Annotated in this window: 7 protein-coding genes; 2 read left to right on the top strand and 5 right to left on the bottom strand. The window is 51.6% G+C overall.

Going from position 1 to position 15,180, the window contains the following annotated elements; translation table 11 throughout:
• Positions 1-10: 10 nt before the first annotated feature.
• From fliD to COHPA_RS0120410, 3 genes are all read right to left on the bottom strand, one after another.
• Positions 11-1,261, bottom strand: a complete 1,251-nt coding sequence (gene fliD, locus COHPA_RS0120420) for a flagellar filament capping protein FliD (protein WP_027088004.1) — start codon at positions 1,259-1,261, stop codon at positions 11-13.
• Positions 1,262-1,279: 18 nt separating this feature from the next.
• The gene (locus COHPA_RS0120415; protein ID WP_156926712.1) at positions 1,280-1,681 is read right to left on the bottom strand and encodes a hypothetical protein; all 402 of its coding nucleotides are present in this window, start codon (positions 1,679-1,681) and stop codon (positions 1,280-1,282) included.
• A gap of 63 nt (positions 1,682-1,744) precedes the next feature.
• Entirely contained in the window at positions 1,745-2,449 is a 705-nt protein-coding gene (locus COHPA_RS0120410; RefSeq protein WP_027088002.1) for a response regulator transcription factor, read from the bottom strand.
• A gap of 302 nt (positions 2,450-2,751) precedes the next feature.
• Here COHPA_RS0120410 and COHPA_RS24670 point away from each other — a divergent pair, with 302 nt between their 5' ends.
• The gene (locus tag COHPA_RS24670; protein WP_027088001.1) at positions 2,752-6,141 is read left to right on the top strand and encodes an S-layer homology domain-containing protein; all 3,390 of its coding nucleotides are present in this window, start codon (positions 2,752-2,754) and stop codon (positions 6,139-6,141) included.
• A 121-nt stretch (positions 6,142-6,262) separates the two neighbouring features.
• Here COHPA_RS24670 and COHPA_RS0120400 read toward each other — a convergent pair whose 3' ends face one another.
• Together COHPA_RS0120400 and COHPA_RS24665 are read right to left on the bottom strand one after the other, a co-directional pair.
• The gene (locus tag COHPA_RS0120400; protein ID WP_027088000.1) at positions 6,263-8,404 is read right to left on the bottom strand and encodes a sensor histidine kinase; all 2,142 of its coding nucleotides are present in this window, start codon (positions 8,402-8,404) and stop codon (positions 6,263-6,265) included.
• A gap of 278 nt (positions 8,405-8,682) precedes the next feature.
• A complete protein-coding gene (locus tag COHPA_RS24665) occupies positions 8,683-12,345 on the bottom strand; it encodes an Ig-like domain-containing protein (RefSeq protein ID WP_027087999.1) in 3,663 nt (1,220 codons plus the stop codon).
• A gap of 369 nt (positions 12,346-12,714) precedes the next feature.
• On the opposite strand from COHPA_RS24665, the gene COHPA_RS0120390 reads away from it, so the two are divergent.
• The gene (locus tag COHPA_RS0120390; protein WP_169733286.1) at positions 12,715-15,174 is read left to right on the top strand and encodes a winged helix-turn-helix domain-containing protein; all 2,460 of its coding nucleotides are present in this window, start codon (positions 12,715-12,717) and stop codon (positions 15,172-15,174) included.
• The last annotated feature ends 6 nt before the right edge of the window (positions 15,175-15,180 follow it).

The following is a 15,180-nucleotide window of genomic DNA, read 5'->3' as shown; positions in this document are numbered from 1 at the left end:
CCTTATAAAGTTAATACCATGAATTTACGATCCACCCGTTTGCCTGTGTGGGCATAGCCATGAGCATCGATGATTGGTACATCGCGAATTGCTGCACCTGGCGAGCTTTCGAGTTCAGCAAGCTGCTTGCCGGTACTTCATTGTATTTTTCCGCCGCTGAAGACAGACGGTCGGCTAGGCCATAGTTGCCGCTTATCGCTTTCGTTGTTTGTTCGAAATTCGAGCTTATGCTCTTCTTAAGCAGCCCTTCATCCAGTTGGAGAGTACCATCGCCGTTGCGGTGAATACCGATTCGCTCGTAGGTAGATGAATCGACTAACGATTCCATTCTTTTACGGACCGATGCATTCATTACGCCACCGGCTTCTTTCAAACGATCATGCATCGTGTTGTAACTCGACACCAGATCTTTAACTTGCGCGAGGATTGCGTCTTCGTCAGGTTTAATCTTGATCTTCACGGTGTCCGAAGATGCGGCCTCCAGCGTCGCCGTAACTTTGCCCTTCTCCAGCTCAATCGCGTTCGACTGCGAAGTTTGAGTTGCGCCGCCGTTCACGCTGTAAGAAGCATTGGAAGCAAGATGCGAAACGCTCCGAACGCCGGTTGCCGACATCGCGTTGCCGGTGACGTCTTCAACTTCGAAAGCCTGATCGGTTCCTGTCTTGTCGCTGCTTAGTTCAAGCTTCCTATGGCCTGTCGTCTCATCCGTTACAATGCTTGCGGTTACGCCCGTCTTCGCGCCATTGACCGCATCCCTCAGCTTGTTCAGCGCTTGATCGTTCGTATCGTTATCGGAGATAGCAGCCGATATCTTCGTCGTCTTGCCGCCGATCGTAAGGTTGAACTGATTGACGCCGTTGCTTACGACGGATGGATCTGCTTTGGACAAGAATGTTCCGGTGTTCTTCTGAGAAGTCGCGATCGCATTCACTTTGACTTCATAGGTTTTGTTCGCGGCACCGGCCGATGCGGTCGCTGTAACCTTCTTGCTGTCCGATGACTCCGCCGTACGCGCCTGGAAAGACGACTGTTCCTTTTGCATGATTCGGTGCGCCGACGCTTGCATCTCCTGCGCGGATTTCAAAAAATTCGCGATCCCGGTTGCCGCCGTCTTGATATACTGCTCATACGGCTTGCTCTTCGAGAAAAAATAAGAGAGATTTGCGCTCAAACTAACAGAAGACGGGAAATTCAAGGATGCCGGTCTGCTAATCGGACTCATCAAGTTCATCGAATTCGCCGGCTTAATCGACAATGTCATATACTTACCCTCCTCCGCTCACCTAAGTGAGGCATATTGGCTCGATCGCACGAACTCGCGATGGGCTTCCCGAATCGAGTTCACCCGCATCAGCAGCTCCTCGGAGCCGCCATGCTTCAGTTGCCCGGCGATCTGCAAAAGCATGTACGTATTGTATTGGTTCGCATCCGCTTTGCTGCGGCTGAACCTCAAAGCGTCCTCATAGGCCTGGCGTTCCAACGAGAGTCTCGTTGCTTGAAGATGCAAATTGGGATCATGTCGCTGTAAGTAGTCCATTTCGTCGGTGCGCAGCTTCTTGCCCTGCATGAGTATGCTCCGAATCGATGCGACGCGGGTCTGATCTTTCGTCGCGCTCGCGTTCTTGAATGGCTGCATCGTTCTAAGATAATCTCTGACCGACTGCGCGGATATTACATTCACGCCAATCTCCCCCTTATTTACTATATCGGAATATTGGAACGCTTTATTAGCAATCATTGCCATCTATATACTTTTATCCTGCGGGTAACCGGCAACCAGCATATATCCAATCCCCCGAATCGTAATGATTTTCTCGGGATTGGCAGGGTCGGCCTCGATCTTCTTGCGTAAATTGCTCATGTGTACGGCGACCGTTCTCGTATCCTCCAGACTCTCCATTCCCCAGACGAGCTGGAACAACGCATCGACGCTGACGACACGATTCGCGTGCTGTGCCATATAGGACAATAGACTGAACTCTTTTTTCGATAGAAAGACGGTTAGGCTACCCAAGTGGACGGATTGCGCGTAGTAATCGAGCGTCAAACCCGGCAATTCCAGTTGTCGCTCTTTTTTGCCCGTCGACACTCTGCGAAGATGCGCCTTGATCTTGGCCATGAGCACGCCCGGACTGAACGGCTTGGTCACATAATCGTCGCCGCCATAGGATAATGCGCTGATCTTCACTTCGTCTTCCTCTCGGCTGCTTAGGAACACGATCGGAGCATTCGTATAGTTGCGTGCGTTCATGCACCAATCAATGCCGTTTTCATTAGCCAGAAGTACGTCCAGTACGATTAAATCCGGCTTGAATGACCCAAGCAGATTCATCGCTTCTGTCCCGTTGTGACTGTAAGAGGTTTGGAACCCTTCCCTCTCGCAATACGCCTGAACAATCTCGCATATATGGGGATCATCGTCGACGATCATTATTTTTTGCGTGTCCATTACGCCGTCACCTTCCTTCTTTGCAGCCTCTCAGACAATCGTTCACCCGAACCGATAACCCGCACTGCAGGCGACAGGTTGTTGGTTATTACCTATTTTATCACGGTAGAACCTCTAATTAATGAATGTAAAGGAATCTTTAGAATTAACCTTGCCCTGCAACTCCAGCCCTTCTCTCCGATCCTTCGAACCCCGACTTTAAAGTTTTCTTTACAATTCCTTAATGTGCTGATCCGCAATGATATATTAATAGCGATAATTTTTGACCGCCATGCATCCTATCACAGGGGGAACTAAACGTTATGAAAAAGCGAATGTTGTATTTATTATTGGCGCTGCTGGTAAGCCTCCCCCTCCCTGCTGCCTACGCAGCAAGCGAGGGAGCCGTATCAGACGTCCAAGGGCATTGGGCGGAGAAACAGCTTGAGAAGTGGATCGGCAAAGAATGGATTAAAGGATATGGGGATGGCTCGTTCAAGCCGGATGGCTCGATTACAAGAGCTGAATTCATGGCACTAGTGAATCGGTCGTTCGAACTGACCGACAAGTCAGAGATGACGGTAAAAGATGTAAAATCGAATAGTTGGGAGTACGAGCAGGTCTCCATCGCCATGCATGCCGGGTATATTAGCGGCTATAGCGATGGCACGATAAGAACGGGCAATAAGGTCACACGCCAGGAAGCGGCAGTGATACTGACCAAGCTGCTGAAGCTGGACACGTCCGCGAATGCCGATCTGAGCAGATTTACTGATGCCGCTCGAGTCCCCGCTTGGAGCAAGTCTATGATTGGCGCAGTCGTTGCAAGAGGGATATTCAACGGTTATAGCAACGGTACAATTGGCTTCGACAAGGCCCTGACCCGCGCCGAGACGATCGTCATGCTCGAGGGCGCACTGAATGTCAAAGTCTCGATCGCCTATGATCAAGCAGGCATATATGGACCTGCAACCGGTCATGAGACGATCGTCGGCGACGTTCATCTTAACGCTAGCGGTGTGTCGCTAAGAAACGTAACGATCAAAGGGGATCTAACCTTCGGCGAAGGGATTGGCGAAGGCAAAGCGATGATTCTGAACGTTAAGGTAGATGGAGACACTTTCATTCGCGGCGGTGGCGTGAATTCGATCTATATCGTGGGATCGACGCTTGGCGAGGTTGAAGTGAATAAGCCCTCCGGCGATGTGAGAGTCGCGATCGATGATCAGAGTAAGGTCAATCATATTACGACGTACAACAACACAACAATAGACTCGACAACGGCCGCTCAAGCGAAGGCTGCAGTAGCACCACAAATCGCTAAAGAGCCGGAAGTCAAAGTATTGGCGACGCCTCAAAAGCCTATAGCGCCTACAACGCCTCCTGTGGGCTCGAAACCTGAGGTTTGGTCTGAGTATTTTAAACAAGTGACGAAATACCAAGAGGATTTACTAGCATACGCATTGTATATATCAAGTCTACCTAATGTAACGAGTGCAGGAAGCAATACAACAACTTCAGTAAACGGCAACGTACACAATGCTACTAATACCGGGAACAATTCACGAATGAATGTAACAGGATCAGTCGAGAACCTTGAGAATTCCGGGAGCAATTCACAATTGAATGTAGGTGGGGGAGTTGGTAACCTTTCGATTACCGGAAGCCATTCACAAACCACGATAACAGATTTCGTTAGTGACGTTTCTGTTTCCGGCAACAATACGCAATTGCGCGTTGGGGGCACTACCGGCAGCTTGAATGTTTCCGGGAATCATTCGAACATCCAGATCGATGGTCCAACCGGTGACGTTACGATAGGCGGAAACGATACGCAGCTTCAGCTTAACGACACCAATAACATCAATCTTGTCGGGGGTAATAACACGATCACGAGCAGCGGTGGGATCGGGAACCTCACCGTCGGCGACAATTCATTGGGCAATCAGTTGGGTTTGGTAGGCAATGCGAACGACATTGCGAAGCTCACTCCACTAGAAAGGGCAGCCAAATATTCGGGAATTAGCTCCAGTAATCTGCCAAATCCGGTGCTTGTAATGCCTCCTCCTGCTCCAACGACACCTCCTGCTAATACGCCGCTCTCCTTGCAGGATGCGAAGGCAGTAGGCGCGAAGAAGATTGAAGTGAAGTTCAATAAGAGCATCGATCCAGCATCGATTCGTCTATCCGTCTCAAAGAATGGCTCATCTATAGCTTTTCAAGCCGTCCCTAATAGTGCGACGAACGTCTATACCTTGACCCTAGCTGAGAAGTTGACGAATGCAACATACACCGTGACCGCAAGCTACACCGATTCGTCAACTATAGGTTCAGCTCGATTCACGGCAGAGAACGAGAAAATTGTTAAGATTGAATATGTTACCCCTTCGGATACAGTAGCCAAAGGGACTCGGATCGGCATTGAGGTGTCGGCTCGGAATCAATACGGCGAGTCGATGCCGAATCTGTCCGGATTTGCAGTAAGCAGTACTGTTCCCGCTACAATCGAACCGAATCGTTCGATAGTTGTTGTGGATACTTCGTCCGGGTCCTTGCAATCGGGTATTTCCATTATTCCGATTACAGTGACAGATACGGCTAGCCAAGTCACAGTCGCTAAAAATTTCAGACTTGGCACTGCGCCCACTGTCTCAAAAGCAGAGCTCAGAGGCTCGCTACGGGGCACAGATGGCCAAGAAGTATCCGAAGCGGATTGGTCGCGTACTTATCATCTGAACTTCGATCTCTACGATCAATACGGCCATATGCTGCTATATCCGTTGACATCGGGCGCGGGTACTATTTCAACTACCCTTACCCCTAATTCGGCCAGTATCTCCGTTGGCGCGTTAGGCGCGGCCCCTGCTGGCGAGCCTGGTACACTCTCGCTGCCGATCACGTTGAATACGTCCGGACCGGAGGAAGGCAAAGATTACACTCTCACGATTAACGTAGGCGGGGCAACTGCCAGTAAGACTTTCCAGGTGTCCGAATCGCCGGGACCGATTCTCGCGACTCCGACAGCCGATCCTGCTGGCGGAGCTGTCGCGTCCGGTACGCAAGTATCGCTTATCGCGACGAATGGCGCAACGATTTACTATACGACAGACGGCAGCACGCCGACGAGGACGAATGGCTACGTATATAGCGATCCGATCGTCGTGAACAGCGCATTGACGGTCAAGGCTATTGCGGTACAAAATGGCGTGAGCGACAGTAATGTCATGGAAGAGTCGTATACGATCATCTTGACGAATTCGGCATTGGATTTGATCAATGAAGCGGCTGCTTCGGGCGATTGGACGGGGATTTCTGAAACAACATTTGCCGATGCTGGAATTACGGGTGTCACTTCCGAGTACTTATACGGCATTCAAGGCATCTTGCAAGACCATGATTACCCTTCAGCAGCAGTACCTAAAACAGCGGCTACGATCCAATCGATTGTTACCGAGACGATTAACTTAACTCTAATCAATAACTATTTTGCCTATGGTTACGGAACTGAACCTGATAGAGAAACTTTTGAACGCGCTGATCTCGACGGAGTTACAGACTTGAACATCGCCGACATCGTAGCGTACCTTCAATCGCAATATGGCGGCGGCCCAGGCGGCGGATTCCCAGGCGGCGGATCCGGCGGGTCATTATACTCCGGATCCAGTAAACAAGATATCCAGAATGCGATTAACGATTACTTGGACTCACTCTAAAAAACAATAGTGGCGTAGGGGAACTGATCCCTACGCCGCTATTGCTTATGCCATAGCTCTACCGGCATATACCTGGAACTCTCGGCCGGAACGGCTGCATGTCCATTACGCCGTCACCTTCTTACCTCACCGTTACACAAGGAAGCGACACGTAGAATATGGACCCCGTCTCGCCGTCGCTATCCGCCCGAACGGTCCCTCCATGCGCTTGTACGATTTCCCTGCAAATCGCCAGCCCGAGCCCGCTGCCCTCTATTCCCTTATCCGTGCCCGGTCGATCATATCTATAATTGCGATTGAAAATTTGCTCTAGCTGGTCCGGGGGGATGCCCATGCCTGAGTCCTGCACGCTAATGATCGCTTGGCAAGGCAGATTCGCCACGTCCTCCGTTAGCGCAATACGCACAAAACCGCCGCTCGAGGTGAATTTCATCGCGTTCGAGACAAGATTGAAGAGCACCTGCTCTAATCTTTGGGCATCCATCTTGACGACCGGCCCGTTAGGTCGCTGATCCTCCGATTGACCGATATCGAGGATGAAATCCAATCCCGCGTCGCGCACGACAAGCTCGTATTGTTCATAGAACCGGCGCAGGTAGCGTATCACATCAACCGGCTCCATTCGGTACGAGACCTGTCCCGTCTCTAGATGAGACAAGAAGGACAATTCCTCGATCATGCGGTTAACCCTTATCGTGTTGTCCCGGATATACTTCAGGTACTGTTCGTTGCGTTCAGGCTTCACCTTATCCTGTACGGCTTCTACATATCCAAGCATGCTGGACAGCGGCAAACGCAGATCATGCGTAATATAGGCCAGGAGCTTCTTCCTCCCTTGTTCGGAGCGAAGCAACCGATCATAGGATATACGCAGATCATCATGAGCTGCGGACAAAGCATGCGTTCGTTCCTGCACGATCCGTTCCAAATTCATATTCATTTCGGTCAGTTTGTCGTTGGCTTCCTGCAGCTCGCGCGCAATCCTCTCTTCATTCGTTGCCGTCGTCGTGAATCTTGAAGAAAGCAGGATCATCTGCGCGATCGTAAACACCAACAGACCGAGCGGAGACGTATTGGCGATCGGCGACCATTCGTTAAAGTATAAAAAATCGTTGATGACAGCCACCAAAACGACTACCGATACCAGCAGGAAAATCAGCGCTCCCTCCATACGCCGCACGGCCGCATGGACGAGTCCCGCCATCAGATACACGTTATGCAAGACAACCATGATACCGATCGCCAACAACCATTTGGTAAACACGATCGCCGGGGTCGTTACAACAACGATACAAAATGCGCCGGTGACGATCCGCGAGCCTATACGAAACCAACGCGACACGTAATTCGGAAAAATACTATCGAAATATTTCGTAATGATATAACCGCCGCTGCAAAGAATCAGATACTCGATCTTGAATTGTATCCCCCATGGAAGCGCCGGCCACAAATGCGTGATCAAGTGCTCGCCGACCAGCAAAGACCGGATACCGAACATCAAAGTGAACAGGCCGAAATACAACGGCGCCCTGTCTTTGTGTCGCAATAGGAACAACAGCAGGTGATAGATGCCGATCACTAGCAAACTTGCAGTAATGAACATCTCGCCTGCGACAATCAGATTGGCCCTGACCGTTAACGCATCGCTGCCGCCCAGCTCGATATTTTTGGTGATGCCGCCTCGATTATGATGGAAATTGGCGACTTGCATGACCAGCTCCACCGTGTCGTTCTCTGGTTGGAAGAACGCCAGCTTCGTTGCCAACTGCGGCGTCGCGCTGCTCTCGTCTTGACCAACCGTACCGACCTCTGCCAGCACCTCGCCATTAACCCATAATTTATAGGCATGAAAGATGGTTGGCAAATGCAAAGCAAGTCTCTCGTTCCGATCCTGCTCGCTTAGCTTTATGACCATGCGAAAGGTTGCAAAGCCCGTACCCTTCAATTGCTGGCCGTCTAAACGATACTCTAGCCAGGAGCTCGGGATGTTGATCCAGCGGTCGTGAGTTCCTTCCTGCGCCGAACGCAACCGAATGTCTTCCGGCGACAACAACTCTTGCCAGTAGAACTCCCAATCCCCTTGTAACTTTATGGAATGGTTAGCGACGTGAATCCGGGTTAAATCCAGTACGCCTTCTTTGCTTTGAACTTTCGGAGAATACGGCGCGTAGACGACCGCATAGCTTACGAACAAACCAACGACAATGGCTGCGACGATATGAAGCAGGATATGGCGAGAACCGATTCGGAGTCTTCCTCTCATGTTGAACCCTACCTCATTCTACAAATTTCGCTATATGGGTTGATTATTTTCATCATAACATCGTTATCGGACCTTGCGCCTAATAAGTTTATCGTCATATGCCCAACGAGACAGCGATCGTAATCGGGTCAAGCTCCCCATTCGGGACTTTCGCCCAAGAGATGACGCCCATGCTGGGCGTACAACAAAAACGCAGTCCCGAAGGACTGCGTTTTCGTATCATTATGGTGGACCTTAGCGGGATAATGAAATTCTGATCTAAATTGCCATGAAATGATCTAATCCATTAAATCCAGCGATTGAAGCATTCTGACGAACACAACCGCCGCTTGCGCGCGCGTTGATTCGCCCTTCGGATCGAACGTATCCTCGCCCGTGCCCGTCATGATGTTCAGCTTCACCATCAGCCGTACATCCTCCAGGTAGGCGGTATTCATGCTCCCGATATCCTTATACCCGTCCAAGTTGACGAGTTCCTTCGTTATCGACGCCTTATTCAGCGCAATCGCCGCCGCCATCATGCTTGCCATTTCCTCGCGGGTCAGCGGCCTGTCGGGCATGAAGTTGTTCCCTTCCGCGAAATCAAGCAATCCTAGTTGCCGCGCTTTCGTTACCGCGCCGTAATACCATGCGCCTGGCCGGACATCGCCATATGGCGACGTAGGATTGCCGGTCGATGTACCGCGCCCCAGCGCATGGACTAGCATAGCGGCGAACTCCGCCCGAGTCACGGCTTTGTCGGGAGCATACTTGCCGCCTCCGACTCCGTTGACGAGTCCTTTCGCCGCCGCAAGCTGGACGAACGGTTTACTCCAATGCGATCGCGCATCCGTAAAGCCTACTTCGTTATTCGCAACGACGTACACGCTGTTGGAGTAAGAGTGAATCATCGCGTACCATACGCCGTCGATCCGAACCGACTGGGCAGGAACGAATTCAAACTGCTTGGCGGACTCGTTATAACGGAAGGCGCCCCACTGCTTGGGCATAGATGTCACGTTCTTCGGCATAGGTATGATTCTGACCAGCGCCTGTGTGAACTGGTCCGCGGCTCCAATGACCTTGCCTGTTGAGTTGTTAATGATATCGATACTGAAATCGACGATCGACCCCATCGTTCGCCCGTTAGGCAGCCGGCTGGCAAGAGCTTCGCGAATATCCTCGTTGCCCGACATGTCGATCAGGTTGATCTTAAAGCTGATGTCCTCGGGTTTGAGGTTGTTCGCGATCAACAGTTCCTCTAGCCCTGGAATAAGCGAAGCCAAATTAACCGGTATTTGATAGCTGCCGTATTGCGTCTTGATTTCGATCATGAAGGCGGCGTTGTTACCCTCAAGACTCGCTAATATACTTGCGGGAAAGCTGGCATAAGCAACGCCGTTCTTGGCCGTTACCTCAAAGGTGATAGCCGGCTTGGCGGTATCGATCTTGTCCGGGTCGAAAGAGGTCCCGTTCAGATCGATAACCGACCGTGACACCGTTGCCGTTGAGCCTCCGCCTCCGCCGCCTCCGCCGCTAGGCAATCTCGTAAAAGCAACTTGCGCGGTTTGATCTATCGTCACGTTGTCCGTCGTATCCTCGGCGGTATACGTGACGGTTTCCGCTCTCGCGTTCGTCACCGTGAACACGGCTTGTCCATCCGCATCGGTCGTCGAGTTAACGGCCGTGATGACCGAGCTGCCGCTGCCTTGCGTCAAGCTGATCGTGTGGCCGGTAATCGGGTTGTCGTTCGCATCCGTGATCGTGACCGTCAAGGTGCTGCTAGCCGCCCCGTCCGCCGTAACGCTCGCCTGCGAAGCCGTCAACGTCGATAACGCCGCATCCGCTGCGCCGGGGTTAAAGGTCACCGACGCGGTTTGCGTCACCGTCACGTTATCCGTCGTATCCTCGGCGATATAGGTGACGGCTTCCGCTTTCGTATTCGTCACCGTGAACACCGCTTGTCCATCCGCATCGGTCGTCGGGTTAACGGCTGTAACGACCGAGCTGCCGCTGCCTTGCGTCAGGCTGACCGCGTGGCCGGTAATCGGGTTGTCGTTCGCGTCCTTGATCGTAACCGTCAAGGTGCTGCCGGAAGTCCCGTCCGCCGTAACGCTTGCCACCGAAGCCGCCAACGTCGACTGCGCCGCGCTCGCTGCCCCTGGGGTAAACGTCACCGACGCGGTTTGCGTCACCGTCACGCCCGCCGTCGTATCCACGGCGGTGTAAGTGACGGCTTCCGCTTTCGTGCTGCTAACCGCGAACACGGCTTGTCCATCCGCATCGGTCGTATCGTCTACGGCTGTAATGACCGAGCTGCCTCCCCCTTGGGTCAGGCTGATTGCGTGGCCGGAGAGCGGATTGTCGTTCACGTCCTTGATCGCGACCGTCAAGGTACTGCTGGAAGTCCCGTTCGCCTCGGCGCTCGCCTCCGAAGCCGCCAGCGTCGAATGCGCCGCATTCGCCGCCCCTGGGGTAAACGTCACCGACGCGGTTTGCGTCACCGTCATGTCGGTCGTCGTATCCACGGCGGTATAGGTGACGGCTTCCGCTTTCGTGCTCCTCAGCGTGAACACGGCTTGACCATTCGCATTGGTCGTCGAGTCAACGGCGAAGATGCCCGAGCTGCCGCTTCCTTGCGTCAGGTTGACCGCGTGGCCGGGGATCGGATTGTCGTTCGCATCCTTGATCGTAACCGTCAAGGTGCTGCTGGCACTCCAGTTCGCCGTAACGCTCGCCTGCGAAACCGTCACCGTCGACTGGGCCGCATCCGCCGCCCCAGGGGTGAACGTCACCGACGCGGTTTGCGTCACCGTCACGTTGTCCGTCGTATCCACGGCGGCGTAAGCGACGGTTTCCGCTTTCGTGCTTCGCACGGTGAACGTCGCCTGACCGCTTGCATTCGTCGTCGCCGATGTCGGCGATATCGTCGAGCTTCCGCCTCCTTGCGATAAGCTAACATTGTGACCTGCAACCGGCTGGCCGAACGCGTCCAGACGGGTAACGGTCAGCGTGGCATTGTCCGTGCCGTCGGCTGCCAAAGTCGATGCCGAAGACGAAAGCGAAGAGGACGCGGCCCCTCCCGTGTCAATCGTATACGGGCTGGCTAACGTACCCACCCCCACGAGCTTCACGTCTGCATTCAAATACACAACAGGACGAAGTGGAGCAGCCCTTTTGGCTGTATGGGAACTAATAAAGTAGTCTCCTACGATTCTTACTGAGTCGGAAAACATGGTCATTGCATCTCGCAGCCAATATTGAGAAATAGAGTGTATCGCGAAATCCTTACCATCGTCTATGGCGTCTTTGTCGAGCAAGTCAAGGAATTCCTGGATGGAAAGCAGGGAGACGAGATCCGTCGTGTTCTTGTAAATAGCATTATCGTAGTTCTTATACGCATTCGCGAACGTGCCCGTATCGTAAGAATGGTCCTCCGTTCCTCCGTCTTTCACCGGTTCGTCAATCGGGGCAATGATCGATTTGTGCGTAACCGGTTGAATCAACGATCGCTCAAAAGCCGTAAAATTGTCGTCGGACAGGAAACCGGGCTCACCGCTGTACGGGTAATCTAGAACATGATCGGCATCCGGCGCTTGATGACTGTACGTCACGGACTGTTCGCTGGAATTCAGCCACTCCCTAAGGTTGGATTTCTCCCAATAACTACTCCCATTATTTATCCTATCGGTATCCGAGCGTCCATCCGTGCCGTCACCGACAGCGTCGAAGGGTTTCATACCGAGTCCTCCGTACGCAAAGAGCATATAACTGTTGGCGTCGATGTTAATGACCTGCCATCTCAACGGATACCCCCAATAAGAGCCGAACGCAATAAAATCGCCTTCCTCGACGGTCGCAGCCGCCGATGCGCGATCTCTCGGAAATCCACAGAAAATGAATAGATTCGATAGCACGAATAACACGATGAGCAACCGGACGAATGTTCTTACCGATGGCATAACATCAAACCTCCCATGACTGGATAAAATAAAATGCTCCGTTATCGGCAAGCAACATTTGTTGTATATTCCCATGATCTGTCGAATCTTAAATGATTCTAGCAATTTCATACCTAATCTAAACACACCGATGACTACATTTCCATCCCTCGCAAAGGATGAATTTCCTTATCCTTCGATATCCCTCTTTTTCTATGAATATATCCCTCTTTTTCTAATAAATCGTTATAATGAACCTATACTCATCCGCATATTGCCAAGGGAGATTAGATGATGCGCAGTGATCACGGAGTTTGGTCTTTAACAGATGCCGCTCCCAAATTGCAAATACCTGTCACGGATAAGCACGTGATCCATCGTTCCAGATGCATGAATCTATTAAAAAAGGAAGCTTACCGGTCTCTGATTGCGCTTGTGGCTCCCATGGGATACGGCAAGACGACGATACTGGGCGCATGGGCGAACGCGTTGTCCCCGTCTCATACGATCGGCTGGCTTACGTTGGATTCCGGAGATAATGATGTTCATCGTTTCTTGTCGTCCGTCATTCTTTCATTACCGCTTGACAAGGCCACAAAAAGCAACCTTCTAGAGCAATTGCGGATTGAACGGAACGCTCCGTCCCTATTACCGCTAATCGAATCGATCGCGAATCAATTGAACGCGCGCGGCGAAGTTCATTTATTCTTGGACAATTACGAGGCGATCCGTGAAGAAGCCGTCCATCGCGTGATGGAATTACTGATTGCGCTTTCGTTGAAGCATGTCCATCTTTACATCGCCAGCCGCGAGAAGCTGCCCTTCTACTCCAATATTCGCCATCTTCATCCGGGCCCTCTGACCTTATCCCGCGACCACTTGAAACTGAGCGGGGCGGAGATCAAACAATACGTGAAGCATGCGGCTAAGATACAGCTGCCGAACGATGAAACGATGCGTCTTGAACAAATCACGGAAGGGTGGTTTCCGGCTTTAACGATCTATTCGTCGTATCTGGATGGAAGCAGGGCGACGACATTCGGCGAACCCTATCCCCCCGTCGATGCGCTTCAGTCCGAATTGCATGAGCGGTTTTTAAACGATATTTTCAATCTACTGCCGCCAGACCTGCAACAATTTATGCTGCAAACGTCGATTCCGGATTTTTTCCATGCGGATTTCAGTTTAGCTTTAACGGACAATCCGCGGAACAACATCTATATTGAACGACTCGTGCGGCAAAACTTATTTCTCTTTCAAGAGAGCAACGGACAGTATCGTTATCACGGTCTGTTTCTCCGGTTTTTGCGCGCACACTGCATAGAAATGGATCAAGACAGGTTTATGTTGCTGCATGCCCGGAGCATCTCGTGGTTCGAACAGCAGGGAATGGTACTCGAAGCGGTTCGGCATGCCTTGCGCATCGCCGCTTATGATCGGGCATCCGAGCTGCTGCTGGCCGATATGGCAACGACCTTCTCTTATCCGATGCAAAGCTTAATCGAGCTTATGGAGCGGTTTCCCGATCCGGAAATCTATCGGCGTCCATCTATCGCGATGCTCTATGCCTGGTGTTTGACTGCCGAACATCGCATTACCGCGGCGGAGACGGTTCTTCACAAGACCGAGGCTTATATGACGGATGAACAGTATCCCTTCCCCCCGACCGGAGAGGATTTGCGAGGATATCTGGCATCGATTTATTCACGGATTTATTTCCTTCGCCGCGACACGGAGAAAGGAATGGCCTATATGAGGGAAACCGGGCAACGCTTGAACGGACCCGGCTATTTGTATAGCCATATCAACACCTTGAATCCGAGCGGGAGTTCATTGTTAAGAAGCGATGTCGGTCATTGGGGGGCGATCGATCAATCGATTGCGATGTGCGAGGAAGGGAAAGCCGGATGGAAAGGAATCAACCAAGGATACGGGATCATGGAGTCGCTCTTAGGCGAGTGTCTCTACGAAAGGAATCAATTGATCGAGGCAGAGAAGTTTCTATTAAACGGCCGAAAAATCGGGTTGGATCTCATGGATCCGGGCTTGCTGTTGCCGACTTCGCTGACCCTTGCACAATTGAAGCAAGATATAGGCGAGCAACAGGCTGCGCAAAGCCTGCTAGAGGAGACGGGGAAGTTACTAAGCAAACATACGCCGAACGCCTTGCCGGTCGTTCATGCTTGCCAGGCAAGATTGGATATGAAATCCGGGAATTGGGCACAGGCGAAAAGATGGCTGAGAACGCAACCTTTCGCCACGGACGGGGAACCGGACAAGCGGCATATGTACGGCTACCTGACCATTCTCCGCGCCTATATTCACTTACGCCAATATGGACAAGGAATCCGTTTGGGAGAGAAATTGCTGCAATTTTGCACAAACATGTATCTTCAATATTATATTGCTGAAATTCAAATGCTTCTGGCCATCCTTTATGAAAAGAACGGGGATACCGGAACCGCCTTGCGCAAAATCGGACATGCCCTGGAAATAGGCCGCGAAGAAGGTTATGTCAGGCTTTTCCTGAACGAATGGGATCTTGCAGAATCCGCCGTAAGACGTTATGGGAAAATGGAGCAATTATCCCCGGCCGGCCGTTCGTATGTGGAACAATTGATTCGGCCCGGCATTGAAAGCGAGCCGTCCAACGACAAAACCAGCCTTGCCCGGAACAAGCTTTCTTCCAAAGAATACGAAGTGTTGCAGTTGTTGATTCAGGGCCAATCGAACGCAATGATCGCGAAGAACTTGTCGATCACGATTGAAACAGTCAAGACGCATTGCAAGCACATTTATTTCAAGCTGCACCTGAAAAGCAGAAAAGAAGTGCAAAGACATTTCAATTGAATTCAC

Source organism: Cohnella panacarvi Gsoil 349 (assembly GCF_000515335.1).
Taxonomy (GTDB): domain Bacteria; phylum Bacillota; class Bacilli; order Paenibacillales; family Paenibacillaceae; genus Cohnella; species Cohnella panacarvi.
The sequence above is the reverse complement of the archived record's forward strand: the minus strand, read 5'-3'. Positions and strand labels throughout refer to the sequence as shown.